This is a genomic window from Paraburkholderia phytofirmans PsJN, from assembly GCF_000020125.1.
GTDB lineage: Bacteria > Pseudomonadota > Gammaproteobacteria > Burkholderiales > Burkholderiaceae > Paraburkholderia > Paraburkholderia phytofirmans.
The window spans coordinates 3,298,433-3,324,188 of record NC_010681.1 but is presented as its reverse complement, the minus strand read 5'-3'; the positions used below and the strand labels follow the sequence as shown (position 1 = coordinate 3,324,188).

Annotated in this window: 24 protein-coding genes and 2 tRNA genes; 11 read left to right on the top strand and 15 right to left on the bottom strand. The window is 64.0% G+C overall.

Annotated elements, in window-relative coordinates; translation table 11 throughout:
• Positions 1-193: 193 nt before the first annotated feature.
• Positions 194-412: an RNA-binding S4 domain-containing protein gene (locus tag BPHYT_RS14595; protein WP_011489423.1), complete on the bottom strand. Its 219-nt coding sequence runs from the start codon at positions 410-412 to the stop codon at positions 194-196.
• A 314-nt stretch (positions 413-726) separates the two neighbouring features.
• Between BPHYT_RS14595 and BPHYT_RS14590 the strand changes: the two genes are divergently transcribed.
• The 3 genes from BPHYT_RS14590 to BPHYT_RS14580 all read left to right on the top strand — a co-directional run bounded on the left by BPHYT_RS14590 (position 727) and on the right by BPHYT_RS14580 (position 3,945).
• Entirely contained in the window at positions 727-1,173 is a 447-nt protein-coding gene (locus BPHYT_RS14590) for a hypothetical protein (RefSeq protein WP_012433916.1), read from the top strand.
• Between the two features lie 102 nt (positions 1,174-1,275).
• Complete coding sequence (locus BPHYT_RS14585) at positions 1,276-1,539, top strand: hypothetical protein (RefSeq protein WP_012433915.1); 264 nt, start codon at positions 1,276-1,278, stop codon at positions 1,537-1,539.
• A gap of 243 nt (positions 1,540-1,782) precedes the next feature.
• On the top strand, positions 1,783-3,945 hold the full coding sequence (locus BPHYT_RS14580; protein WP_012433914.1) for an ATP-dependent helicase: 2,163 nt from the start codon (positions 1,783-1,785) through the stop codon (positions 3,943-3,945).
• A gap of 330 nt (positions 3,946-4,275) precedes the next feature.
• Here BPHYT_RS14580 and BPHYT_RS14575 read toward each other — a convergent pair whose 3' ends face one another.
• The 8 genes from BPHYT_RS14575 to fdxA form a co-directional block, all read right to left on the bottom strand.
• Positions 4,276-5,052 carry a DUF4088 family protein gene (locus BPHYT_RS14575; protein ID WP_012433913.1) on the bottom strand — a complete coding sequence of 259 codons (777 nt, stop codon included), beginning with the start codon at positions 5,050-5,052 and terminating at the stop codon, positions 4,276-4,278.
• 284 nt (positions 5,053-5,336) lie between these two features.
• A complete protein-coding gene (locus BPHYT_RS14570; RefSeq protein ID WP_012433912.1) occupies positions 5,337-5,660 on the bottom strand; it encodes an AzlD domain-containing protein in 324 nt (107 codons plus the stop codon).
• A complete protein-coding gene (locus tag BPHYT_RS14565) occupies positions 5,657-6,418 on the bottom strand; it encodes an AzlC family ABC transporter permease (RefSeq protein WP_012433911.1) in 762 nt (253 codons plus the stop codon). The genes BPHYT_RS14570 and BPHYT_RS14565 overlap by 4 nt, the downstream gene beginning before the upstream one ends.
• 366 nt (positions 6,419-6,784) lie before the next feature.
• Positions 6,785-7,615 (bottom strand): AraC family transcriptional regulator, encoded by an 831-nt coding sequence (locus BPHYT_RS14560; RefSeq protein ID WP_012433910.1) that lies wholly within the window; start codon positions 7,613-7,615, stop codon positions 6,785-6,787.
• A 98-nt stretch (positions 7,616-7,713) separates the two neighbouring features.
• Positions 7,714-8,190, bottom strand: coding sequence for a CreA family protein (locus tag BPHYT_RS14555; RefSeq protein WP_012433909.1), 477 nt, complete (start codon positions 8,188-8,190; stop codon positions 7,714-7,716).
• Between the two features lie 223 nt (positions 8,191-8,413).
• Positions 8,414-8,489, bottom strand: a tRNA-Asn gene (locus BPHYT_RS14550).
• Between the two features lie 77 nt (positions 8,490-8,566).
• Positions 8,567-8,642: transfer RNA gene (locus BPHYT_RS14545), tRNA-Asn, on the bottom strand.
• 117 nt (positions 8,643-8,759) lie between these two features.
• The gene (fdxA, locus tag BPHYT_RS14540; protein ID WP_012433908.1) at positions 8,760-9,083 is read right to left on the bottom strand and encodes a ferredoxin FdxA; all 324 of its coding nucleotides are present in this window, start codon (positions 9,081-9,083) and stop codon (positions 8,760-8,762) included.
• Between the two features lie 301 nt (positions 9,084-9,384).
• On the opposite strand from fdxA, the gene pncB reads away from it, so the two are divergent.
• The 5 genes from pncB to BPHYT_RS14515 all read left to right on the top strand — a co-directional run bounded on the left by pncB (position 9,385) and on the right by BPHYT_RS14515 (position 15,366).
• Positions 9,385-10,581, top strand: a complete 1,197-nt coding sequence (gene pncB / locus BPHYT_RS14535) for a nicotinate phosphoribosyltransferase (protein WP_012433907.1) — start codon at positions 9,385-9,387, stop codon at positions 10,579-10,581.
• Positions 10,582-10,722: 141 nt separating this feature from the next.
• Positions 10,723-11,385: a LutC/YkgG family protein gene (locus tag BPHYT_RS14530; RefSeq protein WP_012433906.1), complete on the top strand. Its 663-nt coding sequence runs from the start codon at positions 10,723-10,725 to the stop codon at positions 11,383-11,385.
• Positions 11,386-11,459: 74 nt separating this feature from the next.
• Positions 11,460-12,890 carry a sodium:proton antiporter gene (locus tag BPHYT_RS14525; RefSeq protein WP_012433905.1) on the top strand — a complete coding sequence of 477 codons (1,431 nt, stop codon included), beginning with the start codon at positions 11,460-11,462 and terminating at the stop codon, positions 12,888-12,890.
• 41 nt (positions 12,891-12,931) lie between these two features.
• Positions 12,932-13,921, top strand: a complete 990-nt coding sequence (locus BPHYT_RS14520) for a 2-hydroxyacid dehydrogenase (protein WP_012433904.1) — start codon at positions 12,932-12,934, stop codon at positions 13,919-13,921.
• Positions 13,918-15,366 (top strand): DNA recombination protein RmuC, encoded by a 1,449-nt coding sequence (locus BPHYT_RS14515; protein ID WP_012433903.1) that lies wholly within the window; start codon positions 13,918-13,920, stop codon positions 15,364-15,366. Before BPHYT_RS14520 ends, BPHYT_RS14515 begins: the two co-directional genes overlap by 4 nt.
• Positions 15,367-15,451: 85 nt before the next feature.
• On the opposite strand, the gene BPHYT_RS14510 is transcribed toward BPHYT_RS14515, so the two are convergent.
• From BPHYT_RS14510 to BPHYT_RS14485, 6 genes are all read right to left on the bottom strand, one after another.
• A complete protein-coding gene (locus BPHYT_RS14510; protein WP_012433902.1) occupies positions 15,452-15,940 on the bottom strand; it encodes a GNAT family N-acetyltransferase in 489 nt (162 codons plus the stop codon).
• Positions 15,940-16,215 carry a hypothetical protein gene (locus BPHYT_RS14505; RefSeq protein ID WP_006053283.1) on the bottom strand — a complete coding sequence of 92 codons (276 nt, stop codon included), beginning with the start codon at positions 16,213-16,215 and terminating at the stop codon, positions 15,940-15,942. The genes BPHYT_RS14510 and BPHYT_RS14505 overlap by 1 nt, the downstream gene beginning before the upstream one ends.
• Positions 16,216-16,302: 87 nt before the next feature.
• A complete protein-coding gene (gene moeA, locus BPHYT_RS14500) occupies positions 16,303-17,604 on the bottom strand; it encodes a molybdopterin molybdotransferase MoeA (protein WP_041759017.1) in 1,302 nt (433 codons plus the stop codon).
• A gap of 80 nt (positions 17,605-17,684) precedes the next feature.
• Positions 17,685-18,299: a molybdenum cofactor guanylyltransferase MobA gene (mobA, locus tag BPHYT_RS14495; protein ID WP_012433900.1), complete on the bottom strand. Its 615-nt coding sequence runs from the start codon at positions 18,297-18,299 to the stop codon at positions 17,685-17,687.
• 10 nt (positions 18,300-18,309) lie between these two features.
• The gene (gene moaA, locus BPHYT_RS14490; RefSeq protein WP_012433899.1) at positions 18,310-19,419 is read right to left on the bottom strand and encodes a GTP 3',8-cyclase MoaA; all 1,110 of its coding nucleotides are present in this window, start codon (positions 19,417-19,419) and stop codon (positions 18,310-18,312) included.
• A gap of 209 nt (positions 19,420-19,628) precedes the next feature.
• Positions 19,629-22,922 carry an Rne/Rng family ribonuclease gene (locus BPHYT_RS14485; RefSeq protein WP_012433898.1) on the bottom strand — a complete coding sequence of 1,098 codons (3,294 nt, stop codon included), beginning with the start codon at positions 22,920-22,922 and terminating at the stop codon, positions 19,629-19,631.
• Between the two features lie 729 nt (positions 22,923-23,651).
• Here BPHYT_RS14485 and BPHYT_RS14480 point away from each other — a divergent pair.
• From BPHYT_RS14480 to BPHYT_RS14470, 3 genes are read left to right on the top strand one after another with little or no spacing between them, the layout of a single operon-like run.
• Complete coding sequence (locus BPHYT_RS14480) at positions 23,652-24,677, top strand: RluA family pseudouridine synthase (protein ID WP_012433897.1); 1,026 nt, start codon at positions 23,652-23,654, stop codon at positions 24,675-24,677.
• Positions 24,670-25,329 (top strand): HAD-IA family hydrolase, encoded by a 660-nt coding sequence (locus BPHYT_RS14475; protein WP_012433896.1) that lies wholly within the window; start codon positions 24,670-24,672, stop codon positions 25,327-25,329. Before BPHYT_RS14480 ends, BPHYT_RS14475 begins: the two co-directional genes overlap by 8 nt.
• Positions 25,326-25,730, top strand: coding sequence for a Rieske (2Fe-2S) protein (locus tag BPHYT_RS14470; RefSeq protein ID WP_012433895.1), 405 nt, complete (start codon positions 25,326-25,328; stop codon positions 25,728-25,730). The genes BPHYT_RS14475 and BPHYT_RS14470 overlap by 4 nt, the downstream gene beginning before the upstream one ends.
• Positions 25,731-25,756 lie beyond the last annotated feature (26 nt).

Below are 25,756 nucleotides of genomic sequence, written 5' to 3'. Positions count from 1 at the left end.
TCGGCGAACGCTCGAGGCGGCCGCCGGCCGAGTGTGTCAGCCGATTGTTGGTCTGTTGAAACAGACAGCTTATTGCTTAGGCGCGGCGATGTCGATGGAATTGGCACAATTTTGGTGCGCCCGTTCCTCCGAGTTTTCGGACTGCGGATTGTGCGTCAGCCCGTGCGTTAGTCCCGTGAATTAGCCCATCGAGTCAGGCCTCGTGAACCGCGATCCGCGTATCCCCTAGCAGCACGACCTGACCCGCGCGGATCTTGCAGGTTTTACGCGTCTCGACCCGGCCGTCGACGGTGACCGCGCCGTCGGCGACCATCATTTTTGCCGAGCCGCCGCTGTCCGCCAGCCCCGTTATCTTCAGGAGATTGTGCAGTTCGACGTAGTCGCCGGTGAGCGTGAAATCGAGGTTGGGCATGGCGTTTGCGCCTCCAGGCAAAGGGTTCGCATCATAAGCCAGAAGCTTGCCCTGGATGAAGTTCGCGGTGTACGCCGCCGTCGTGTGAGCATCTGCAAGCAGATGTTATGCGTTTGTCGGAAAGTGAAACGTTCCGTAACGGTGGTCGTAAAACCCGATCTTCACTCGTAAAGTGCAGGTCAGTAGAGAAAGCCTGCTGGATTTTTATCTGGCAGCGAGCAGACCGGCGAGGCACGCAGAGCGCGCTCATACGGGCTCGAATGTGCAGCGCCAGACAGGTCGCCCGCGTCACAACAACTTGGAGAGGATTAGCCATGACCCAGATTCGTACGCTTCTGATCGGTACCGCCCTGACGGCCCTTGCTTCGACCGCCGCGTTCGCACAGACCGCGCAACCGGCAGCGGGTACGGAAGGCCAGCCGCAGGTTCAGATGCAAGGCAATGACGCGGCCCCCGCCGCGCAGGGCGTGCAGCCGGTGACGCCGGCGCCGACGCGGCTGACGGCGTCGGGCTCGACCGACCCGCTGGTGCAGAAGCGCGACGCCAACGCAAAGGCTAACGCCGAATATCGCGCGTCGAAGAAGGCATCCAAGGCGGAGCTGAAGGAACAGCAGAAGGCCGCCAAGGTGCAGTACAAGGAGCAGGTGCGCGACGCCAAGATCAATCAGAAGGCGGATAAGCAGACCGCCAACAACGAAATGAAGATGAACATGCAAGGCCAGACGGGCGACCAGTCGGACGGCACCGACGTCAAGCATTAAGGCCGGGTTTTGAGCAGGGCGGGTGGCGGCTTGGTTAGCCGCCGCGCCCGCCGCTTTACCGGACTTTCGGGTCCGGGCATTTCGATTCAAGGGAGGTATCGCATGAGCATTGCCAATTCCACGAAGACCACGCTTGTCGCCGCGTTGGTCGCGGGTTGCCTGTCGTCGGCTGCATTCGCGCAGGCTAGCGATCCGGCCGCGGCGCCGGTTACGCATGCCGACAAGAAGGCGGCCAAGGAACAGTCGAAGGCGGACAAGAAGGCTGCGGTCGCGCAGGCCAAGGCCGACAAGAAAAAGACCGATGCCCAGGCCGACGCCGACAAGGCCAGCGCCGACGCAAACGTCAAGGACGCGAAGAAGCAATAGCAGGCTTCGCGGCAGCGGCTGACGCGAGGCGCGTGAGCGTCTCGATGTTGTGCCTGCGAAAAATGGCTCGTGTGCATTCGTGCGACGGGCCATTTTTTTGTGCTCGTGTTCGTGTTCGCTCGCACGGCAGGCGTGAAAACGTGGGCAGCGTATCCGGCTAAAAAAGGGTCGCTTGTCGGCGCAGGTTGTATGGATATACAGTATGCGTCGCCGCTCTGAATTCATCCAACGCCCAGATCAATCGTGCTCTCCGTCGCCGAATCCGCGCCTTCTTCGCCATCCCCGACGTCATCGACGTCCTCGACTTTCGACTCCGCCGCCTGGCTGGCGAAGCTCAACGACGCCCAGCGCGAAGCCGTCGACTACGGCGCCGACACGCCCACCGCACCGCCCGGCGCGTTGCTGGTGATTGCCGGCGCCGGCTCCGGCAAGACCAACACGCTCGCGCACCGGGTCGCCAATCTGGTGGTGAAGGGCGCCGATCCGCGCCGCATCCTGCTGCTGACCTTTTCGCGCCGCGCGGCGCTCGAAATGACCCGGCGCGTCACGCGCATCGCCGGCGCGGCGCTCGGTTCGCGAGCCGCGCTCGCGCAGGGGCTGACGTGGTCAGGCACGTTTCATAGCGTCGGCGCGCGGCTGTTGCGCGAATACGCGGATCTGATCGGCCTCGCGCCGGCCTTCACGATCAACGACCGCGAGGATTCCGCTGACCTCATGAACCTCGTGCGGCACGAGCTCGGCTTGTCGGCGAAAGAGCGGCGTTTCCCGGCCAAGGGCACGTGCTTTGCCATTTACTCGCGCGTCGTGAACACCGGCGCGTCGCTCGGCCAGGTGCTGGACAAGGCATTCCCGTGGTGTCGCGAATGGGAGGCCGATCTGCGCATGCTGTTCGCGGCTTATGTCGAGGCGAAGCAGAAGCAGAGCGTGCTCGACTACGACGATCTGCTGCTTTACTGGTCGCACATGGCCGCCGAGCCGGGCATCGCCGCCGACCTGTCGGGACGCTTCGACCACGTACTGGTCGACGAATATCAGGACACCAACCGTCTGCAGGCGTCGATCCTGCTCGCGTTGAAGCCGGATGGCCGCGGCCTGACCGTGGTCGGCGACGACGCCCAGTCGATCTATTCGTTTCGCGGCGCGACCGTGCGCAATATTCTCGATTTCCCCGCGCATTTCGATCCGCCGGCCAAACAGGTCACGCTCGAGCGCAATTACCGCTCGAGCGCGCCGATCCTGGCGGCGTCGAACGCGGTGATCGAGCTGGCCAGCGAGCGCTACACGAAGAATCTGTGGACCGACAAGGCGTCGGCGCAGCGCCCGCGTCTCGTGACGGTCGCCGACGAGGCCGATCAGGCTCGCTACATCGTCGAGCAGGTGCTGGAAGCGCGCGAGCAGGGCATGAAGCTGAAGTCGCAGGCTGTGCTGTTCCGCGCCGCGCACCACAGCGCCGCGCTGGAGATCGAACTGACCCGGCGCAATATTCCGTTCGTCAAGTTCGGCGGGCTGAAGTTTCTCGACTCGGTGCACGTGAAAGACGTGCTTGCCGTGTTGCGCTGGGCGGAAAATCCGCGTGACCGCGTGGCCGGCTTTCGTGTCGTGCAGTTGCTGCCGGGCGTGGGACCGGCCACCGCGGCCAGGGTGCTCGACGAGGTCGTCGCGTGCGCGGGCAGCGGCAATCCCGCCGACACCGCCGGCGGCGCGCTGGCCGCCTTCACCGCGCCGGCTCGGGCGCAGGAAGACTGGCATCCGTTCGTCAAGCTGATGTCGAGCATCTACGGGCGCCAGACGCCATGGCCCGCCGAGTTCGAAATGGTGCGCCGCTGGTATGAGCCGCATCTCGAGCGCAATCACGAAGACGCGGCGATCCGTCACGCGGACGTGTCGCAGATGGAAAGTATCGCGGGCACGTATGCATCGCGTGAACGGTTTCTGACCGAGTTGACGCTCGACCCGCCCGACGCCACCAGCGACGAATCCGGCGTGCCGCTGATCGACGAGGACTACCTGATCCTGTCCACGATTCACTCGGCGAAGGGGCAGGAGTGGCGCAACGTGTTCGTGCTGAACGGCGTGGACGGCTGCATTCCGTCCGATCTCGGAACCGGCAGCGAAGAGGAAATCGACGAGGAGCGCCGTCTGCTTTATGTGGCGATGACGCGCGCGAAAGAGGACCTGCATATCGTCGTGCCGCAACGCTTTTACGTGCACAACCAGACGCATATGGGGGATCGTCACGTGTGGGCATCGCGCACGCGCTTCATTCCCGCGCATCTGATGCCGTTGTTCGATGCCTATGCATGGCCGCGCGTCGCGATGCCGAGCGCGCCGACGGCGGCCGGGCTGGCCGCGGCGGCGCAGGCGAAGATCGAGATCGGCGCGAAACTCAGGAAAATGTGGGATTGAGAGCGGCGGCGGTGCGGGCTTCTATGCCACGCGTCTATGCCGTTCTCTGATGCAATGTGTGGCCAGGCGTGCCAGTTCTGCGCGCGCCTGCGGCGTCTGAGCGGGCGCGACGTTCAGGCAGCGCCCTCGATCGGTGGAACTCAGAACGATGTGGGATTGGGAACGCGGCGCGCGCTCCTGTTCGCGTCAACCGAGAGGCGATCCAGGCTGACTAAACGACGCGCCTAGATCGTCGGCCTGGTCTGTTGTTCTGCGCAATGTCTCTAGAGCGGCGAACGGATGCCGCTGTTGGCCCCTGGACTCAGTGATAGTTTCCGAAGCTCTTCCGCCTCAGCGCGGCTGCGATTGCCGCTGCTGCTGTTGCTGCGGCGCCGGACGCGGCGGCACGAAGAAATTGCGCAGCCAGGCCGCCATCCGCGAAAACACGTCGTACGGCTCTTCCACGAAAATTTCCGGCTTGAGAAGGCGCAGGAATTCCATGATCTGCTGCGCTTCCTGCTTCTGGAACGAGCCGTGCGAAATACCCAGCCGCAGCAGCCCGCGCAGTTCGCCGAGCTTCTCGCGCGCCGTGCTGCCCACGCTAGTTTCGCACGCCACCTTGGCCTCGTAGACACGCTGACGCAGCGATTCCACCAGCCGCCACGCGGGCGTCTGCATGACTTCCTCGAGCGCCTGAATATCCTGCGCCGCGCTCTTGATCTGCGCGGCAAGCGGGTCGATGAGCGCGGCGTCGCCTTCCGCTTCCTTGACGATCGCCGCCGCCCAGTCGCGGCACTGCTTGGCCAGTTCCTCCGGCGTCCATTCCGAGCGGGCGGCGAAGCCGAAGCCGAACTCGCCCGCCTGCCGCATCAGAATCGCGACGACATCCGGAAATTCCTTGTCCAGTGTGCGTTTGGCCCACGCGTATTGGCCGCCTTGCAACATCCGCTGAACCGCGTGTTCGGTCAGCGGCACCATGTTGTCGAGCAGCTTGGCGCGCAAAAAATCCTCAAACGACGGCGTCGCGAACTGCGGATCGAGCTTCAGCGATACCCGCAGAAAAGCGTCGAAATCCTTGCGCAGCGTCGCGATGGTCTCGTCTTTGAGCGTGAGGGTGATTTGACCCATGTGTTATCCCGTTTGGTCCTGCCGCGCGGCCTCGCCACACCGTCCGGCCGCGCGGGCCTTGGGAGACGCGGCGTTCGATGCCGGCGCGCTTGATTGCTGCCTGATGCCGCATCACCAGCGGGACGTATCCCGACGAGCGGACCTCGACTGCATAACGGCGGATCGTGGGGAAACTTAAGGGAGTGCGGGGCGGGGCCGCCCGCTTTAGAAGGAAGCGTCGCCCGGCTTGCGCAGACATGGCGCGAGCCGGGCGACGCTGTCGCTGCCTTGAAAGCGGCGTGCGTCTATTTCAGCACGACGCATTGCCAGACGAAAAACACCGTCAGCCCGACGGCGATGGTCAGCAGCGGCCGCCGCGTCAACGCGCTGACGAGCACCGCGGCCAATGCGCCGACCAACTGGGGATTGCGCCAGGTCAGCTCGGCGTCGCCGCCGTGCGGCGCAACCGCCATCGGCACGATGATCGCGGTCAGCACGGTGACCGGCACGAAGCCGAGCGCGGTGCGCACCAGCGGCGGAAACACCAGCCGGTCTCCGAGCACGAAGACAGCGGCGCGGATCACCCACGTGATCGCCGCCATGCCGAGAATCAGGAAGACGTAGTTCATCGCGATGCCTCCGCGGTTTTGCCGTTGCCGCGCAGGTTGGGCCGCGACGTCGACAGCAGCACGCCGATCGCCACGCCCGCGAACACCGCGCCAAGCAAACCGAGTTTGTACGGCCACGCCTGCCAGAAGAAGGCCAGCATGCCCGAGGTGACGGCCGCCGCGATGTAGCGCAGCGCGACGAGTTGCGGCACGACGATCGCGATGAACGTGGCGACCATGGCGAAATCGAGGCCGAGCGATTGCAGGTCCGGGAAAGCCGCGCCGAACAGCAGGCCGGCGGCGGTCCAGAGCTGCCAGTTCAGATACATGGCCAAGCCGGCGCCGAAGAAGTAATGCGGCCCGACCGTGCCGGGCTCCCGATGCCGGTAGTGTTCCCACGCGACGGCGAAAACTTCGTCGGTGAGCAGCGCGCCGAGCACCCAGCGCCAGCGTGCCGGCAGATGCGCGACGTGCGGGGCGAGCGTGGCGCTGTACAGCACATGGCGCAGATTAACGACGAGCGTGGTCGCCCAGACGACGGCAAAACTCGCGTGTCCGGCAATCAGGCCGAGCGCGATGAACTGCGCGGAGCCGGCGAACACGACGAGCGACATCAACTGGCCGTGCCATAGATGCAACGGGCCGGATGCGACGAGAGTGCCGAAAATGACGCCGAAAGGGGCCGCGCCGACCATCATCGGGATGATGTCGCGCGCGCCTGCGGTGAACTCTTTGAAATGGCTTGGGCTCGTGGGCCGGCCTGCGGTGGAATGGGTCAATCTAGCCTCCTTGATTCGGGAAGCATAGCGGCGGAGGTCGGGCGGGGCTTGTACGTTCTTGCGGATGGGCAATGGTTCGATGCGGAGGCGGCGCGCGCCAGGCCGTTACATGCCATGCGGCTGGAATGAGCAAATAACATGGCACGCAGAGGTCGCCGGTAACGTGGGTGTTGGCATCGTGTCCGGCGGTTGGGTTGATCGGGGCCACGGCGCGCCGGAGGCAGCCGTTCGCGTACTTGCGAGCACATGGGATGGCCGAGGCAGCAGGCCGTGGGCCGAAGTACGCACTTGCGTCGTGTCGTGCGGCTGGCGTACTTGAGGTTGCAGGACGCGCAGTTCGCCCACGACGCACGCAGCCGCGCCGCGTCAAACGCCCTGCCAGCGCCCGGGCGGCACGCCGAACATGCGTCGGAAGTGTCGCGTGAAGTGGCTCTGGTCCGTGAAGCCGCTGGCGGCGGCGACCTCCGTGACGGAAACGCCCGCGCGCAGCGGCGCGAGCGCGCGCTGCAAGCGCACCTGATTGCGCCACGCGTGGGGCGGCAGACCAGTCGTCTGGGTGAAAAGACGCGCCGCGTGGAACGGCGAGAGTCCCGCGACCTGGGCCACTTCAGCGAGCGTGACGGGCTCGACGAGGTCGCCCGTCAGGCGATCCTGCATGATCGTTACGCGAGCGTCGTCGGTGGCGAGGCGTGAAGGCGCGGGTTGGGTCTGCGCATAGCGCACCAGCAGCGTGGACAAGGCGTCGAGCATGGCGGCTTCGGCAGCGAGCGCGTCGCCGCCCGCCTCCAGCAGACGATGCGCGTGCGCCAGCCGCGCGGCCAGATCCGGATCGCGGATCACACCAGGCGCAAACCACGGCAACGCCTGAGGCTTGCCGCTGACCTCGTTGGCGAGGGCGTGGATGAAATCCACCGGCGCGTACATCACGCGATATCGCCAGCCCGCCTCGACCGCCTTCGAGCCCGTGTGCAACTCGCCGGGATTGATGATGGGTACGCTGCCGGCTTCGGCGACGTAGTCGGAACCGAGATACCGATACCCCTCGGCGCCCGCCACGATCACTGGAATCGTGTACGCGTCGTGCCAATGCGGCGTGAATTCGTGATCGTGATATTCGGCCGTGAGCAGGTCCGCGCCGGGCAAGAGCGGCGTACGCCAGTAGCGGGCGGAATCCTGGAAACGGTGTGCGGCGGTCATGATGAAAGTCCGGCTGGACCGGTCAGTGTAGCGCGTCGCGACCATGGCGCGTCATGCGCTGATGTGCCAGCCGACTGCGTTTTGCCGTAGGGCAGGGTCTACTTGACCGGGATCGTTGTACCGGCCGGCATCGGCACGGCGCTCACACTGTTCTTCGCGCTGCCGCTGACCACGCGGTCGCTGTAGGTGAGATACACGAGCGAGTTGCGCTTCGCGTCGACCACCCGCACCACATGCAACGACTTGAAGATGAACGACATGCTCACCGAGAACACGTCGGCCTGCTTCTTCACCGGACCCGTGAAGTGGATTTCACCGACCTGCCGGCAGGCGATCGACGCTTCGGTCGGGTCTTCAGCGATGCCGAGCGTACCCTTGACGCCGCCGGTGCGTGCCCGCGACACGTAGCAAGTCACGCCTTGAACCATCGGATCGTCATAGGCCTCGACGACCACGCGGTCGGAACCGGTGACGCGGAAATTGGTATTGACGCTGCCGACTTCTTCGCCATGCGCCGAAGGCAGCAGGAGGGCGGCAGCCGCCGCAAGCGAGATGCGCAACAAAGTGGGTTTCATGGGATGAGCTTGCCGGAAATTGAGCGCCCGGATTGGGCGCGGGTTGTGCGCCAGGAAATCGTCATCGTATAACGGCGGGCGGGTCAGATGGCCAATGATCCAGCCGGCGCGCCGGTCGTAGCGGCGCGATCACGGCGTCGGCCAGAACAGGGCAACATGGTTTGGCAGCGTGCGGCGCGCAAAAAGAAAAAGGCCCGCACGGATGCGGGCCTTTCAAATTTTTTGGCTCCTCGACCTGGGCTCGAACCAGGGACCTACGGATTAACAGTCCGGCGCTCTACCGACTGAGCTATCGAGGAACAGCAGTACAACTTGATTAACTACAGCTTGATCTACATAAAAAAGCCCGTCTTGGTTAACGGGCTTTTGCAATTCTTGGCTCCTCGACCTGGGCTCGAACCAGGGACCTACGGATTAACAGTCCGGCGCTCTACCGACTGAGCTATCGAGGAACAGAACAACAAACAGCAGAGAAACGAAATTGTAGGAGGAGCTTAAGCGCCTGTCAATACCCTGCGTTCATCTCGATTTCATTCGAATTCGACTGCAGACGCGACAGGCAGCGAGGCTCAACGTGCGAGCAGCTCGAGCTTTTCCTTCACGTCCTTGAACTCGTCGGCTTCCGGCAGCGGTGCCTTGGTCTTGGTGATGCTCGGCCAGTTCTTCGCGAGCTCGGCATTCAGCTCGATGAAGTTCTGCTGGTCGCCCGGCACGTCTTCTTCGGCATAAATGGCGTTCACCGGGCATTCGGCCACGCACACGGCGCAGTCGATGCATTCATCGGGGTCGATCGCGAGGAAGTTGGGACCTTCGCGAAAGCAGTCCACCGGGCACACATCGACACAGTCGGTATAGCGGCACTTGATGCAGCTTTCGGTCACAACGTGAGTCATTCAGGCAGCTCCTGCATGCGGTATCTGGGGAGGCGGAAACGCCAAAAGCGCTATTGTATCGTAACGTCAAGAGGCACATGCAGCATCGCGCAAGACCGTTTATACGTTTTCGTGATTAGTTTATGACGTCCGCCCGGTGGCTCTCCCGAGCGCCCGGCGCGGGAGTCTGCCGGCGCGCTGAATACCGGCGCATTCGGGTAACATGCGTCAGGCCGGTGCGCACGGGGCGTGCCGTCGCGCATGGGTGAGTCGGGCCTTCGTGTCAGGCCTTCCGTTTCTCCGCAGTCCAGTTCGCACCATCATGATTATTACTTCGCTGCTCGACACCGATCTGTACAAGTTCACGATGATGCAAGTGGTGTTGCATCACTTTCCCGCGGCGAACGTGGAGTATCGCTTCCGCTGCCGTACGCCGAATGTCGATCTCGTACCGTACATCGGCGAGATTCGCGACGAAGTGCGCAAGCTCTGCCAACTGCGCTTCACCGACGACGAACTCGACTACCTGCGGCGCATGCGCTTCATCAAGGGCGACTTCATCGAGTTTCTCGCGCTGTTCCATCTGAACGAAAAATACATTTCGATCGAACCGTCGCCGAAGGGCAATGGCGAAATCGACATCGAGATCAAGGGACCGTGGCTGCATACGATCCTGTTCGAGATTCCGATGCTCGCGATCGTCAACGAAGTCTACTTCCGCAATACGCAGCAAAAGCCGGACTACAGCGAAGGGCGCGGGCGCCTCGTCGACAAGATCCAGCTGCTCGGCGCGCGTCCGGAATTCGCCGACTGCAAGATCGCCGACTACGGCACACGCCGTCGCTTCTCGAAGCAATGGCACGAGGAGGTGATCCTCAAGCTCAAGGAAGGCCTCGGCGAGCAGTTCGCCGGCACCAGCAACGTGTTCTACGCGATGAAGCACAGCCTCACGCCGCTCGGCACGATGGCGCACGAATACCTGCAGGCATGTCAGGCGCTCGGTCCGCGGCTGCGCGATTCGCAGATCTACGGCTTCGAAATGTGGGCCAAGGAATACCGCGGCGACCTCGGCATCGCGCTCTCCGATGTGTACGGCATGGAGGCGTTTTTGCGCGACTTCGACATGTACTTCTGCAAACTGTTCGACGGCGCGCGCCACGATTCCGGCGATCCGTTCGACTGGGGCGAACGCCTGCTCAAGCACTACGAAGCGAACCGCTGCGACCCGCGCACCAAGATCCTCGTGTTCTCCGACGCGCTCGACATTCCCAAAGTGCTGCAACTCTACGAGCGCTTCCGCGGCCGCTGCAAGCTGGCGTTCGGCGTGGGCACGAATCTGACCAACGACCTCGGCTATAACCCGCTGCAGATCGTCATCAAGATGGTCCGCTGTAACGGTCAGCCGGTGGCGAAGCTGTCGGACTCGCCTGGCAAGAACATGTGCGAAGACAAGGCTTATCTCGCCTATCTGCGCCAGGTGTTCGGCATTGCGCAACCCGAGGAAGAGGCGGCGAAGTAACGCGGTTCGTCGCTAGCTGTCAGTAGCTTATGCCGCGCTTGCGATGCGCGGCAATAGGCCGTTCGGCCAGGGTGTTCGCGCGCAGGGTGGCCGGTATAATTCTCGCCATATCGTACGGCTGTCGACACGAGGATTTTGCACATGGACACATCGCTCGCACGCCGCAACATCCTGGCGCGCATTCGCGCGGCACAAGGGCGTGAGCCCAAGCCGTCAGCTTCCGAGCGCGAGGCCGCCGCGGACTATCTCGCGCGCCATCCTGCCGGCCCGCGTCCGGAGATGCCGGTTGACCTCGTTGCGCACTTCATTGAAGAAGCGCAAAAAATGGCGACCACGGTGGACTCGGTTGCAGCACTGAGCGACGTGCCGGCCGCGGCGCACCGCTACCTCACGCAGCATGCATTGCCGCTGCAAGCCATCGCCTGGCAAACGCTGCAAGATCTGCATTGGGCCGAAGCCGGCCTCACCGTCGAATTTCGCAAGCCGCAAGACGGCGACGTAGTCGGTCTTACCGGCTGCTTCTGCGCGACCGCCGAGACCGGCACGCTAGTGCTGCTGTCGGGACCGGAAACTTATGCGTCGGCCGGTCTGCTTCCGGAAACGCACATTGCGATCGTGCCGGCTTCTCGCATCGTCTCGGGTCACGAAGAGGCGTTCGCACTGATCCGCAAGGAACGCGGCGAACTGCCGCGCGCGGTCAACTTCGTCTCCGGGCCTTCGCGGACCGGCGATATCGAACAGACCATCGTGCTCGGCGCGCATGGGCCTTACCGGGTGCATGTGATCGTCGTGCAGGGCGCCTGAGCGGCAAGCACGGCCGTGCCGCAAAACGCATGCTCCGATGCGCGGTCGCAATCAATAACAAGGACTTCAAACCTATGAAAGGACGTGCCGTCTGGACGGGCATGGCGCTCGCGGCTGCATTGACGCTGGCCGGCTGGCCGCAGCTGGCGTCGGCCGCCACGCTCGACGGCGCGACCTTGTCGGCGCTGTGGGGACTGCCGTTCGCGGGCGTGCTGCTGTCGATCGCGGTATTTCCGTTGATCGCGCCGGCGTTCTGGCATCACCATTTCGGCAAGATCGCGGCGGCGTGGGCGCTGGTGTTTCTCGTGCCGTTCGCGCTCAACTACGGCAGCAGCGCCGCATTCGGCACGCTCGTGCATGCGCTGCTTGAAGAATACATACCGTTCATCGTGTTGCTGACGGCGCTCTACACCGTGGCGGGCGGCATCTGCGTGCGCGGCAATCTGCATGGCACGCCGCGCCTGAACACCTCGATCCTCGCGCTCGGCACTTTGTTCGCGAGCATCATGGGCACGACCGGTGCCGCCATGTTGCTGATCCGTCCGTTGCTGCGCGCCAACGACAATCGCAAGCACGTCATTCACGTAGTCGTGTTTTTTATCTTCCTCGTGGCCAACGCGGGTGGTTCGCTTTCGCCGCTGGGCGACCCGCCGCTCTTTCTCGGCTTTCTGCAAGGCGTGAGTTTTTTCTGGACCACCACGCACCTCGCGCTGCCGATGCTGTTCGTCTGCGGCGTGCTGCTGGTCGGGTTCTATGCGCTGGACTCGCACTATTTTCATCGGCGCGAAGAAGAGCGCTCGCGTTTTCTCGATCCGACGCCCGACACGCCGCCGCTCGGCATCGACGGCAAAATCAATTTTGTGTTGCTTGCCGCCGTAATCGCGCTCGTGCTGATGAGCGGGCTGTGGAAACCTGGCGTGGAATTCGAGGTGTTCGGCACGCATGTGGCGCTGCAAAACGCCGTGCGCGATGCCGCGCTGATCTGCGTCACCTTGCTCTCGTTGGCGCTTACGCCGCGCGCGGCTCGCGCGGGCAACGACTTCAACTGGGCGCCGATCGAAGAAGTGGCCAAACTTTTCGCCGGCATCTTCGTGACGATCGCGCCGGTCATCACGATTTTGCGCGCGGGCGAGGCGGGTGCGTTCGCGGGCATCGTCCATCTGGTCAACGACGCCTCGGGCCAGCCGCACGATCTGATGTACTTCTGGGCGACCGGACTGCTATCTTCGTTCCTCGACAACGCGCCGACTTACCTCGTGTTCTTCAACCTGGCCGGCGGCGACGCGCAGACGCTCATGACCACCGGCGCCACCACGCTCGCGGCGATCTCCGCCGGCGCGGTGTTCATGGGCGCGAACACGTATATCGGCAATGCGCCGAACTTCATGGTGAAGGCAATCGCGGAATCGCGCGGTGTTCGCATGCCGGGTTTTTTCGCGTATCTGGGCTGGTCAGCCGCGGTGTTGTTGCCGCTTTTTCTTGTCACCGGCTGGCTCTTTTTTTGACGCCGAGGCAATCGAACTCGACGCGCTTACGGAGAATTGCAATGCAGAAGATCCTCGTCGCCCGTCCGATCTTTCCCGATGTGATCGAACGGCTCAAACAATATTTCGACGTCGACTGGAATCAGGGCGACGTGTTGGCCGCCGACGAACTGAAGCGCCGTCTCGCGGATAAAGACGGCGCCCTGACCGCGGGCGACCCGGTCGGTGCCGCCGAGCTCGCGGCGGCGCCGCGTCTGCGTGTGGTGTCGAATATGGCGGTGGGCTACAACAACTTCGACGTGGCCGCTTTCAACGCGGCCAACGTGCTCGGCACGAACACGCCGGACGTGTTGAACGAATCGACAGCGGACTTCGGCTGGGCGTTGATGATGGCGGCGGCGCGCCGCATCACCGAATCGGAGCACTGGCTGCGCGGGGGCCAATGGCAGAAGTGGGCGTATGACGCGTTCCTCGGCAGCGATTTGCACGGCTCGACGCTCGGCGTGATCGGCATGGGCCGTATTGGCCAGGCGCTCGCGCGTCGCGCGAAGGGCTTCGACATGCAGGTGATTTATCACAATCGTTCGCGCGTGGCGCCCGAGATCGAGGCTGAGTTGAACGCGGAGTATGTATCGAAGCAGGACCTGTTGCGGCGTGCGGATCACGTCGTGCTCGTACTGCCGTACACGAAGGAGAACCATCACACGATCGGAGCGGCTGAACTCGCGCTGATGAAACCGACCGCGACGCTTACGAATATCGCGCGAGGCGGCATCGTCGATGACGCAGCGCTGGTCGAAGCATTACGCTCGAAGCAGATTGCCGCCGCTGGTCTCGATGTGTTCGAAGGCGAGCCCAATCTGAATCAGGATCTGCTCAGCGTACCGAATGTCGTGCTGACGCCGCACATTGCCAGCGCGACTGAAGCCACGCGCCGCGCCATGGCGAATCTCGCCGCGGACAATCTGATCGCGGGCCTGGGCGAAGGTCCGCGCGCGGGGCGGCCGCCGAACCCGGTCAACCCCGAGGTCATCGGCAAGGCGCGTTCATGACAATGTATCTGGTGGTGGCCGTCGCCGTGCTGGCGGTCGCCTTGGTTATCGCACTGGCCTTGCTGATGCGCGGGCATAGCCGCACGGAGGACAACGAGCAGTTCGAGTTGCTCAACGAACGCATCGACGTGGCGGCCGACGCGCAAGCGCACGCCTATGAGCGGCTTGAGCGGCAACTGCGCAATGACATCGCCGAGACGGCGCGCGTGTCGCGCACCGAACAGAGCAGCGGCTTCGCGCACTTTCAGCAGACGCTGGCCGCGCAGTTCAGCAGCATGACGACGGTGCAGGCCGGCAAGATAGACGGCTTCGCGCAACAGCTCGACGCCGTGCGCCACAGTCTGCAGGCGCAGGCCCAGCAGGCGCGCGACGAACAAGGCCGCTCGCTCAAACAGTTCGGCGATACGCTAAGCCTGCAATTGGGGCAGCTCACCGAGGCGAACGACCGCCGCTTCGCCGAAGTGCGCGCGACCATCGAACAGCGGCTGAAGGATATCGAGGCGAACAACTCGCTCAAGCTCGACGAAATGCGCCGCACCGTCGACGAAAAATTGCACGCTACGCTTGAACAGCGTTTGGGTGAGTCGTTCAAGCTGGTGTCGGACCGGCTCGAACAGGTGCACCGTGGACTGGGCGAGATGCAGACGCTGGCCGCCGGCGTCGGTGATCTGAAAAAGGTTCTTACCAATGTGAAGACGCGGGGCACGTGGGGTGAAGTGCAGCTCGAAGTGTTGCTCGAGCAATTGCTCACCGCTGACCAGTACGCGAAAAACATTGCGACTGTGCCGAGAAGCGCGGAGCGCGTCGAGTTTGCGATCAAGCTGCCGGGGCGAGCGGAGCAGGGCGCTTCGGCCACACCTGTGTGGCTGCCCATCGACGCCAAATTTCCGCGTGAAGACTACGAACGTCTGATCGAAGCGCAGGAGCGCGCCGATCCGGTTGCGGTGGAAGAAGCGTCACGCGCGCTCGAAGCGCGGATTCGTGCCGAGGCGCGCACGATCGCGGAGAAGTACGTGTCGCCGCCGCACACCACCGACTTCGCGCTGCTGTTTTTGCCGACGGAAGGTCTATACGCGGAAGTGCTGCGTCGGCCGGGCCTGACGGACCTGCTGCAACGCGACTATCGGGTGACGATTGCGGGGCCGACAACGCTGACCGCCTTGCTCAATAGTTTGCAGATGGGTTTCCGCACGCTCGCGATCGAGAAGCGATCGAGCGAGGTGTGGCAGGTGCTCGGCGCGGTGAAAACGGAGTTCGGCAAATTTGGTGATGTGCTGGCCAAGACGAAGGCGCAACTGGAAACTGTGACGCGTTCTATTGAAGCGGCGGAAACGCGCACACGCGTCATGAGCCGAAGACTGCGCGATGTCGAAGCGTTGCCGGGTGAAGAGGCTAGTGGGTTGCTCGGCGATGCGCTGTCGGGTGTGGATCCCGACGAGCCATAGCGCAGTGGCGCTAGTGGTTTGCTAGTCATGGCGGCGTGGCAAGTCGGCTCCGCGAAAACCAACGCAAGAATACGCTGGCGCTTGCTCAGGCGCCTGCGCCCGCCGCCAGCTGCTCCAGCGCTTCGCCCGCCAGACGCACCACGCGCCAATCCGGCATGACAGCCGCGCCCAACTTTTCATAGAAGCTGATGGCCTGCTTGTTCCAATCGAGCACGGTCCATTCGAACCGCCCGCACTGCCGTTCCACCGCCAATGCGGCAAGACGCTGCAACAACGCGGTGCCAAGACCGCTACCGCGTTGCGAGGGTTGCACGTAGACGTCTTCGAGATACAGTCCGCGCTTGCCGACAAAGCTCGAGTAATTGTGAAAGAACAGCGCATAGCCGACGATGCCGCCTTCGCTCTCCGCCACCAACCCTTCAATGGAAGGCCGCGCGCCGAACAGCGCGTCGCGCAAGCCGTCTTCCGTCGCAACGAACACGTGCGTGAGGCTTTCGAACTGCGCAAGTTCGTACGTCAGCGCGAAGATGGCGCCGGTGTCCGCGGGCGTGGCGGCGCGGATCGTCGCGGGCATCAGGCCTCTTCCGGCGCGTCGGTCAATTGGATTTCAATACCGCCGAAGCGCGACGCCACCCAGTTGTACGCATGACAGGCGATCCACAGCAGGATGAAACCGAGAATCGCATTCAGCAGCAGCGCGCTGAACACCGTGCTCAGTTCCACCGAACCGTAGCGCACGAACGCGACCAGCACGCCCAGCAGCACGATCGGCACCGAAAACGTCAGGTACACGAGGATCAGTGCTTTGGCCGTCTGTCCCGGTGCAATGAACGAGATCTGTTTTTTCATGTAAGTCAAACCCGTGTGTCGTAGTGGTAATGGGTAAAGCAGTCAATGAGCGCTGGCGGGTGCGTTGCTTCAGCCCCGCGTGCGCCGTCAGATGAGACCGTCGAACAGCATGATCGCGACGCGCTCTCCTTCGGCGACCTCGCCGTCATCGTGCCCGAGCACGATGAAGCAATTGGCTTCGCTCATCGAACTCAGCACGCCGGAGCTTTGCGAACCGGTCGGCGTGACGTGCCATTGTCCATGCGCGTCCTGTTCCGCGACGCCGCGTTGAAATTCGGTGCGCCCGGCGCGTTTGCGGATGGCCCGGCGGCTCATGGCGTGGATGACCGGCAGCGGTTGCGGCGTGGCGCCGGACATCAGCAGCAGCACTTCTCGCACGATCTGATAGAACGCCACCATCACGGCGACCGGATTTCCCGGCAAACCGAAGAATAACGCGGGAAGCCCGAGGCCCGGCCGCTCGCCGGACCAGACGCGGCCGAAGGCGAGCGGGCGGCCCGGGCGCATGGCGAGACTCCAGAACGCGACGTCGCCGAAAGTTTGCAGCAGTTGCTTGGTGAAATCCGCCTCGCCGACCGAGACGCCGCCCGAGGTCAGCACCACGTCGGCGTTCGCCGCGGCGCTGCGCAAGGCGGCTTCCATCGCGGCGGGCTCGTCGCGCACCACGCCGAGGTCGAGCGTGTCGACGTTCAGGCGCCGCAGCATGGCAAACAGCGTGTAGCGGTTGCTGTCGTACACGCAACCCGGATCGAGCGGCTCGCCGAGCGAGCGCAATTCGTCGCCGGTCGAGAAGAAGGCGACGCGTAGACGCCGCCTCACATTGACTTCGCCGATACCGAGCGAGGCCAGCAAACCGAGATCCGACGCGCGCATGATGCGGCCCGCCCGCAGCGCGGCATGACCGCGCGCGAGGTCTTCGCCAGCGAGACGCCGGTTTGCGCCGGCCGCCACGGCGTTGGCCGCAAACCGGATCGAATCGGCATCGGCGCCGCGCTCGACGAGTTCTTGCGGCACGACCGTGTCGCAGTCGGCCGGCATGCATGCGCCGGTCATGACGCGCACGCATTGCGCGGCCTCGACGCGGCCCGCGAACGGATGCCCGGCCAGCGCCTTGCCGACGACCGCCAGTTCGACAGTGGCCGCGCCCGTGGCGAGCGCCGCGCGGTTGAACGCGTAGCCGTCCATGGCGGAGTTGTCGTGCGACGGGACGTCGATCGGCGACACGATATCGCCCGCGAGCACGCGGTCGAGCGCGTCGCGCAAGGCCACGCGTTCAACCGCCGTGACGGGCACGGCCCACTGGCGAACAATCGCCTGTGCGGCCGGGACAGGTAGCGCGTGAGGATCGTACTGCGCGACGCAGCGGGAAAATTCGTTAGACGTGGTCATGAAGAGCTGAGCGTCGCGACCGGCGGCGGGTGCGGGAGCGGCGGTTGCCGTGCGGCCGGAGCGGGATTTCAACCGGGGCCTCAATCACGCTGGAGGTCGGCGAGTTCTTGTAGCGAATTGATATTGTAAAACGCGCGCTCGTCGGTAAAGACGACTTCCACCGTCTTGTGGCGCGCGTACCACGCGCGAACTTTACGCTCGCCGGCTTCCAGAAAGCCCGACAGATCGTGCGCGAGGCTCGTGCGAATGAGCGCGAAGACGGGATGCAAGGACGTTTGGCCGTGCGCGTCGATAGTGGTGACCGTGGCAACGTCGGCTGCGTTCGAGTCCAGCGCGTACGCGAGGCGATCGGCCAGATTGGCGGGCAGCCACGGCGAGTCGCAGGGCGCACTGAGCACATAGCCGGTCGCGGCTACGCGCAACCCGGCAAGCAGGCCGGCTAGCGGGCCTGGAAATCCAGCTAGGGTGTCCTCCACCACCGTAGCGCCGAACGGCGCGCCGAGTACGTTGTAAGTCTCGAGGTGACGATTGGCGCTGATCAGAAGGGCGCCGGTTTGCGGCGCGAGGCGCTTGAGCACATGCGCGGCGAGCGGTTCGCCGTGCAGCATTTGCAGGCCCTTGTCGGCGCCGCCCATGCGCATGCCGCGGCCGCCCGCTAGCAACAGTCCGGTAATGTGTTCGCGCGCCGGCCTCATGCGCCGCCGCTCAGCCGCCGATGTACGACATTTCGACGCGACGGCCATCCCGCGCGCGCGAATCGGCTGAGGCGCTGCCGCGCAGTTGCGAATAGCGGTCGCCACGGTCCTGCCAGATTTCGGCGATGGCGGTGGCGATGTCGGCATCGCTCGCGCCGTTGCGCACCAGCGCGCGCAGGTCGTGCCCGGACGAAGCGAACAGACACAGGTAGAGCTTGCCTTCGGTCGACAGGCGCGCACGCGTGCAACTGCCGCAAAAGGCGCGTGTCACGCTCGAAATTACGCCGATCTCGCCGCCGCCGTCCATGTAACCCCAGCGCTGCGCGGTCTCGGCGGCGCTGTGCGCTTCGAGCGGCGCGAGCGGGAAATGCTCGGCAATGCGCATGACGACGTCGGCGGACGGCAGCACTTCCGTCATGTTCCAGCCGTTCGACGTGCCAACGTCCATGTATTCGATAAAGCGCAGTACCGCGCCCGAGCCTTTGAAGTGACGTGCCATCGGCACGATTTCGCTGTCGTTGGTGCCGCGCTTGACGACCATGTTCACCTTGACCGGCGCGAGCCCCACCGCGTGCGCTGCGGCAATGCCGTCCAGCACGTCGCCGACGGCGAAATCCGCGTCGTTCATGCGACGAAATAACGTGTCGTCGAGCGCGTCGAGACTCACCGTGACGCGCGTCAAACCGGCGTCTTTCAGGCTGCGCGCCTTGCGTTCCAGCAGCGAACCGTTGGTGGTCAACGTCAGATCGAGCGGACGGCCCGCCGGCGTGGTCAGTTGCGCGAGGCGTTCGATCAGGAATTCCAGATTTTTGCGCAATAGCGGTTCGCCGCCCGTCAGACGGATTTTCTCGACGCCATGTGCGACGAACAGCCGCGCCAGCCGTTCGATTTCCTCGAAGCTCAGCAAGGCGCTGTGCGGCAAAAACGTGTAGTCCTTGTCGAACACCGCGCGAGGCATGCAATAGACGCACCGGAAATTGCAGCGATCCGTGACCGAAATGCGCAGGTCGCGCAGCGGCCGCGCGAGCGTGTCGTGCAGCGCGCCGCTGGGCGTCTGCACGGGGCCGGCGATAACCGGCACGGCGCTGAGATCGGCAACAGGGATGATGCGTCGGGACATGAATTGCTTCGATGAATTACGGCGGTTAGTGCTTGAAATCAAAGCTAGATATTCATTCTATCGGAAATGATTCGGGCAGCGCTGGCACCCCGGCTCGTGTCGGGGTATACGGGGAGTGGCGTACCGCGGCGTGCCCGGGCTGCGGCGCGAGCCCATGAAAACAAAAAGCCCGCCAGTGAGGGCGGGCTTTTCGAATGCGGCAGGGCAGCTTACTGCGGGTGCTGGCCTGTTTCCACCTGTTGCATTGGCGCGCTGTCGAGCGGCGGCAGCGGCTTGCGTTCGCGAGCCACGCGAGCCGGTTTGACGGTCTGTGCAGCAACTTCCTGAGCCGCGCGCAGCTTGTCGGCGTCGGTGTTCACCCAGACGAGGCCGGCTTGTTCCAGCACCGGCTTCAGGGCTTCCGCCGACACGGCGGCTTGACGCGGCGCTTGCGGCGCAGCTTGCGGTGCGACGGCGAGGGGCGCCGGCTCGACAGCAGCCGGTTCAGGTGCCGGTGCGACCGCTGCCACGACCGGCTGCGGTTCGACGATCTCAGCCTGCCGTGCAGGTTGAGCAACAGGCGCTTCGATTGCCACAGCCGGAGCCGCGGTTTCGACCGGAGCCGGAGCCGGAGCAGCGGCTTGCGCTTCGACAACCGGCGCAACCGCAGGCGCTTCGACGTGCGCATGAGCCGGGGCTTCGACGCGTGCGACCGGTTCAACCAGCGAAACCGTTTCGCTGGCGGCCGGCGCCGCTTGCGCTGCTTCGACGGGCTCCGCAGCGGCTTGCGCCACCGGCGTTTCGGCGACCGGCTCGACGACTGCCGGCGCAACCGGCGCTTCCGCGACCGGTACTACCGTTTCCGTCTTCGCAGCCTTTTCGACGGCCAGAGCCGGCGTTTCGGTTGCGGCGTGCAGTTCGGTCACAACGGCGGTTTGCGTCGCGACAGCAGCGACCACTACTTCGACCGGCGTCACGTCCTTCGCCTCGACGACTTCCGGCTTGCGCTCGACCGGCTGATGCGCCGTGCGCACAGGCGCTTCGTCGGTTGCGCTTGCATTGTCGCCTTCAGCTTCTGCGACGTCCGCCGCCAGATTGCCATTCACGTCCTCTTCACGCTCACGACGGCCACCGCGACGGCCGCGACGGCGACGACGACGCTCTTCGCCTTCACGCGCCACTGCTTCCTGATCGATCGGCGCGCCGTTTTCGCCCAAAGCGGTCTGGTTTTGCACCAGTTCTTCCGCCGTTTGCGCTTCGCTTTGCGTCAATGCGTCCGCGGTTTCCGTTTGCGGCTTGCGGCGTTCACCTCGTTCCGCGCGCTCGCCACGTTCACGGCGCTCGCCGCGCTCCTGACGTTCGCCACGCGGTGCGGCTTCCGCCGTTTCCGCGCGCTCGGCACCGCGATTGTCGCGGTCACGATTTTCACGACCCTCGCGTGGCTCACGGGCCTCGCGCGGTTCACGGCCTTCGCGGGCTTCACGCGGCTCACGGTTGCCACGCGGTTCACGCGCTTCCCGTGCTTCGCGCGGCTCGCGGCCTTCGCGTGTTTCACGGCCTTCACGCGGCTCGCGTTCTTCGCGGCGTTGCGACGGCTGCTGACCTTGGGCTTGACGGCCGCCGGTCGTGCCTTCGCCACGGCCCGCTGCATCGCGAGTGCCCGTGCCAGTGCGGCGATTGCGGTTGCGATCGCCGCCGCGTTCGCCGGTGCGCTCACCGCGTTCCGTGCGTTCGCCGCGTTGCGGACGCGCCTGCTTATCGGTCGCTGCAGGCGCGACGGGCGCCGGAGCGGCCGGCTGCACGCCGAACAGATTCTTCAACCAGCCGATGAAGCCGCCGCTCGCCGGCGTAACCGCGACCGGAGCGGGGGCCGCGACCGGGCGCACAGGCGCGCTCGGCGCCGGCTTTTCAGGCGTGATGCCCTTGACCGCCGCTTCCTGCTTCGGCTTCACTTCTTCGGTACGCTTGCTGTAACCGGTTTCCGATTCCAGTTCGCGGGCCGCTTCTTCGGCCATCTTCCACGAAGCGCGCGGGTCGTCGAGGCGCGCGTCGTCGTGACGCAGACGCTCGAGCTTGTAATGCGGCGTATCGAGGTGCTTGTTCGGGATCAGCACGACGTTGACCTTGAAACGCGACTCGATCTTGTTGATCTCGGCACGCTTTTCGTTCAACAGGAAGGCGGTCACTTCGACCGGCACCTGGCAGTGAATTGCCGCGGTGTTTTCCTTCATTGCCTCTTCCTGAATGATCCGCAGCACTTGCAGCGCGGACGATTCGGTATCGCGGATGTGGCCCGTGCCGTTACAGCGCGGGCAGGTCACGTGACTGCCTTCCGAGAGCGCCGGACGCAGACGCTGACGCGACAGTTCCATCAGGCCGAAACGAGAGATCTTGCCCATCTGGACGCGCGCGCGGTCGTGCTTGAGGGCGTCTTTCAGGCGTTGCTCGACTTCGCGCTGGCTCTTGGCGGACTCCATGTCGATGAAGTCGATCACGATCAGGCCGCCCAGGTCGCGCAGACGCAGCTGGCGGGCGACTTCGTCGGCGGCTTCGAGGTTGGTGCGCGCGGCCGTTTCTTCGATGTCGGCGCCCTTGGTGGCGCGCGCCGAGTTCACGTCGATCGCGACCAGCGCTTCGGTGTGATCGATCACGATCGCGCCGCCCGAGGGCAGCGGCACGGTGCGCGAATACGCCGTTTCGATCTGGTGTTCGATCTGGAAACGCGAGAAGAGCGGTACATCGTCGTGATACCGCTTCACCTTGCTGACATTATCCGGCATCACGATATCCATGAAGGCGCGGGCCTGGTCATGAATTTCAGTGGTGTCGATCAGAATTTCGCCGATGTCCGGCTGGAAGTAGTCGCGGATCGCGCGGATCACGAGGCTGGATTCGAGATAGATCAGCATCGGCTGACCGCTCGAACCGCTTTGCGACGCGGCTTCGATAGCGCGCCACAGTTGCATCAGGTAGTTCAGGTCCCATTGCAGTTCTTCGGCGCTGCGGCCGATGCCGGCCGTGCGCGCGATGATGCTCATGCCTTCCGGCAGTTGCAGCTGCGCCATGGTTTCGCGCAGTTCCTGACGGTCGTCGCCTTCGATCCGGCGCGACACGCCGCCGCCGCGCGGATTGTTCGGCATCAGGACCAGATAGCGGCCGGCGAGCGAGATGAACGTGGTGAGGGCCGCGCCCTTATTGCCGCGTTCTTCTTTTTCGACCTGAACGATCAGTTCCTGGCCTTCACGCAGCGCGTCCTGGATGCGCGCGGAACGCATGTCGACGCCGTCGCGGAAATACTGGCGGGCGACTTCCTTGAACGGCAGGAAGCCGTGGCGGTCTTCGCCGTAGTTGACGAAACAGGCTTCGAGCGACGGCTCGATGCGAGTAATGATGCCCTTGTAAATGTTGCCTTTGCGCTGTTCGCGCCCGGCGGTTTCGATGTCGATATCGATGAGTTTTTGCCCATCGACGATGGCGACGCGCAGTTCTTCCTGCTGCGTTGCGTTGAACAACATTCGTTTCATTGAACGGCTCCAGAGCGGCTTAGCCTGCCCCTCCGCCGCGCGGTTGTCAGTCGCGAGGGCGAAGCGGGCAGCGGCATGCCGCGCCTTATTGTGTTTTCACAAGCACGCTGGAGCGGGAAAGCTGGCGGGAGAATTGCCTGAGAGGGCCCGGCCCATAAAACGGGCACGGTGCCGCAGGGCACATGCGAACACGGCTTCAAATAACGACCCGACACGCCGCGGGTTCTGCCGGCCGACCTTCATAAGCCTTCGTCCACTCGCGCCGGTGCGCCAACTGGGCGCGTGACCGGAGGGTCGAAGGCTGCGGTCGTGCCGCAGCGGGAAGTTCGCGCAGTCGGCGCGTCTTTTCCTGCTGGGGGTGTCTCGCCTCATTTTGACGTCGCCATATCTTGTATTTTCTACAAGACGCCTTGGGCGCACGCCGTATTTTCGCAACCTGCAGCTTCGTGGAACAGGGCGTCAGACCGCCCGATACCGAAGCTGGAAGTTAAATTCTTTTTTACCAAAATTCCGTTACCGTCGAAGCCGACCTTGACCGAACGCGCCTGTGGGCGACGTCCCTGCCGGGCACTGACTTCGTGCGTGCAACTTGTTGCATCTCATTTTCAGGGTGAGCAACCAGACCCCGGCGCAAGTAAAATAACGGTTTATCGCTTGCACCTGCGCAATCCGCCCGAATTCCGGACACTGCGCCGGCCGCCGCAGACTGCTGGGCAAATTATATTCAGAATGAAAGAGTTAGGCAAAATATCCCAGAAATCGGTCGCAAGCGACCAGGTCTCGATGATCGAGATCGACGACAGCGCGGCCGGACAGCGCATCGACAACTTCTTGTTGCGCGTCTGTAAAGGCGTGCCAAAAAGCCATATTTACCGCATCCTGCGCAGCGGGGAAGTGCGGGTGAATAAGGGCCGGATAGACGCGCAGTACCGTCTCGAACTAGGCGATCTGGTGCGAGTGCCGCCCATTCGCGTCGCTCAACCGAGCGAAACGGCCACCCAGGCGCCGGTCCCGGCCGCCCATTTCAAGATTATTTTCGAAGACGAGCACTTGCTCGTGATCGATAAACCGGCCGGCGTGGCGGTTCACGGCGGCAGCGGCGTCGCGTTCGGCGTGATCGAGCAAATGCGCGAGGCGCGTCCGCAGGCAAAATTTCTCGAACTGGTGCATCGGCTGGATCGTGAGACGTCCGGCATTCTCATGCTCGCCAAGAAGCGCTCGGCGCTCGTCAATCTGCATGAGCAGATTCGCGAGAACAAGATGGACAAGCGCTACTATGCTTGCGTTCACGGCGACTGGGCGAGCGACTGGGGCCGCCGCCGCGCGGTCAAGGAACCGCTGCACAAGTATTTGACCGCCGACGGCGAGCGCCGCGTGCGCGTTCAGCCGGACGGTCTCGCGTCGCACACGGTGTTCAACCTGATCGACCGCTGGCCGGAATATGCGTTGCTCGAGGCGGAACTGAAGACCGGGCGCACGCATCAGATCCGGGTCCACTTGCAGCATCTGGAACTGCCGATCGTTGGCGACGCCAAATACGGCGACTTCGCGCTAAATAAGGCACTGGCGCGGGCCAACGCCAAGCCTGGCCTGAAGCGCATGTTCCTGCATGCTTACCGGCTGAAGCTCACGCACCCGGCAACCGGCGCGCCGCTGCAGTTCGAGGCGCCGCTGCCTGCCGAATGCCGCAGCTTCATTGCACAACTCAACGAACTACGAAATGGGTCACACCCGGAGACGGCACCGCATGGCTAGAGAGCAATTTGATCTGATCGTCTTCGACTGGGACGGGACGTTGATGGATTCGACCGCGCACATCACGCGCAGCATCCAGTCGGCGTGCCGCGATCTTGGGTTGCCGGTGCCCGCCGACGAGGCGGCCAGCTATGTCATCGGCCTTGGTCTGCGCGACGCGCTGCAGATTGCCGCGCCCACGCTCGATCCTTCGGACTATCCGCGGCTGGCCGAGCGCTACCGCTTCCATTATCTGGTGAAGGATCAGACCACCGAGCTGTTCGTCGGTGTGCGCGAGATGTTGCAGGAATTGCGCGATCAGGGCTATTTGCTGGCCGTGGCGACGGGCAAGAGCCGCGTCGGGCTGAATCGCGCGTTGGATCAGTCGCGCTTGACAAGCCTGTTCGACGGCACGCGCTGTGCCGACGAAACGTTCTCGAAGCCGCACCCCGCGATGCTGCACGAATTGACGCGCGAACTGGGGCAGGATAACGCGCGTACGGTGATGGTCGGCGATACGACGCACGATCTGCAAATGGCGATCAACGCGGGCGTCGCGGGAATTGGCGTCACATATGGCGCGCATCCTGCGGAATCGTTGAGCGCGTTGTCGCCTAGGTTCGTTGCGTCGAGCGTCAGCGTGCTGTCCGGCTGGCTGCGGGAGAACGCATGAACACCGCTGCCACCCAGGAGCAAGCGGAGGCGGTTCGCGTCTGCGCGTCGGACGAACTGGTCGACGGTGGCGCGGGCGTGCGGCACGCGGCGAAGCTCGGTGGCGGCGACGTCGTCGTGTTCTTCGTTCGGTACGATGGCCGCGCCTACGGCTACCTGAACCGTTGCGCCCACGTACCGATGGAGCTGGACTGGGCCGAAGGGCAGTTCTTCGAATCGTCCGGTTTATACTTGATGTGCGCTACACATGGCGCGATTTACGCGCCGGATACGGGCAAATGCGTCGGTGGTCCGTGCCGCGGCGGCAAATTGCGGCCAGTCCAGGTGGACGAGCGCGACACGCCGGAAGGCCGAGCCGTATTCTGGCTGCCAGACGGCGAATTGCGTCCGGCCACATCCTGATTTTTCCCCTCTTCGACCTTTCCACT

What these genes read in the sequence shown, in the direction of transcription:
- BPHYT_RS14560 (WP_012433910.1), bottom strand. Translation starts at nt 7,615, where the DNA reads ATGACCGCCGCACACCGTTTCCAGGATTCCGCCCGCTACTGGCGTACG.
- BPHYT_RS14515 (WP_012433903.1), top strand. Translation starts at nt 13,918, where the DNA reads ATGACAATGTATCTGGTGGTGGCCGTCGCCGTGCTGGCGGTCGCCTTG.
- BPHYT_RS14530 (WP_012433906.1), top strand. Translation starts at nt 10,723, where the DNA reads ATGGACACATCGCTCGCACGCCGCAACATCCTGGCGCGCATTCGCGCG.
- BPHYT_RS14505 (WP_006053283.1), bottom strand. Translation starts at nt 16,215, where the DNA reads ATGAAAAAACAGATCTCGTTCATTGCACCGGGACAGACGGCCAAAGCA.
- fdxA (WP_012433908.1), bottom strand. Translation starts at nt 9,083, where the DNA reads ATGACTCACGTTGTGACCGAAAGCTGCATCAAGTGCCGCTATACCGAC.
- BPHYT_RS14480 (WP_012433897.1), top strand. Translation starts at nt 23,652, where the DNA reads ATGAAAGAGTTAGGCAAAATATCCCAGAAATCGGTCGCAAGCGACCAG.
- BPHYT_RS14525 (WP_012433905.1), top strand. Translation starts at nt 11,460, where the DNA reads ATGAAAGGACGTGCCGTCTGGACGGGCATGGCGCTCGCGGCTGCATTG.
- BPHYT_RS14590 (WP_012433916.1), top strand. Translation starts at nt 727, where the DNA reads ATGACCCAGATTCGTACGCTTCTGATCGGTACCGCCCTGACGGCCCTT.
- BPHYT_RS14470 (WP_012433895.1), top strand. Translation starts at nt 25,326, where the DNA reads ATGAACACCGCTGCCACCCAGGAGCAAGCGGAGGCGGTTCGCGTCTGC.
- BPHYT_RS14595 (WP_011489423.1), bottom strand. Translation starts at nt 412, where the DNA reads ATGCCCAACCTCGATTTCACGCTCACCGGCGACTACGTCGAACTGCAC.
- pncB (WP_012433907.1), top strand. Translation starts at nt 9,385, where the DNA reads ATGATTATTACTTCGCTGCTCGACACCGATCTGTACAAGTTCACGATG.
- BPHYT_RS14570 (WP_012433912.1), bottom strand. Translation starts at nt 5,660, where the DNA reads ATGAACTACGTCTTCCTGATTCTCGGCATGGCGGCGATCACGTGGGTG.
- BPHYT_RS14510 (WP_012433902.1), bottom strand. Translation starts at nt 15,940, where the DNA reads ATGCCCGCGACGATCCGCGCCGCCACGCCCGCGGACACCGGCGCCATC.
- BPHYT_RS14555 (WP_012433909.1), bottom strand. Translation starts at nt 8,190, where the DNA reads ATGAAACCCACTTTGTTGCGCATCTCGCTTGCGGCGGCTGCCGCCCTC.
- BPHYT_RS14585 (WP_012433915.1), top strand. Translation starts at nt 1,276, where the DNA reads ATGAGCATTGCCAATTCCACGAAGACCACGCTTGTCGCCGCGTTGGTC.
- BPHYT_RS14475 (WP_012433896.1), top strand. Translation starts at nt 24,670, where the DNA reads ATGGCTAGAGAGCAATTTGATCTGATCGTCTTCGACTGGGACGGGACG.
- mobA (WP_012433900.1), bottom strand. Translation starts at nt 18,299, where the DNA reads ATGAGGCCGGCGCGCGAACACATTACCGGACTGTTGCTAGCGGGCGGC.
- moeA (WP_041759017.1), bottom strand. Translation starts at nt 17,604, where the DNA reads ATGACCACGTCTAACGAATTTTCCCGCTGCGTCGCGCAGTACGATCCT.
- BPHYT_RS14520 (WP_012433904.1), top strand. Translation starts at nt 12,932, where the DNA reads ATGCAGAAGATCCTCGTCGCCCGTCCGATCTTTCCCGATGTGATCGAA.
- BPHYT_RS14485 (WP_012433898.1), bottom strand. Translation starts at nt 22,922, where the DNA reads ATGAAACGAATGTTGTTCAACGCAACGCAGCAGGAAGAACTGCGCGTC.
- moaA (WP_012433899.1), bottom strand. Translation starts at nt 19,419, where the DNA reads ATGTCCCGACGCATCATCCCTGTTGCCGATCTCAGCGCCGTGCCGGTT.
- BPHYT_RS14575 (WP_012433913.1), bottom strand. Translation starts at nt 5,052, where the DNA reads ATGGGTCAAATCACCCTCACGCTCAAAGACGAGACCATCGCGACGCTG.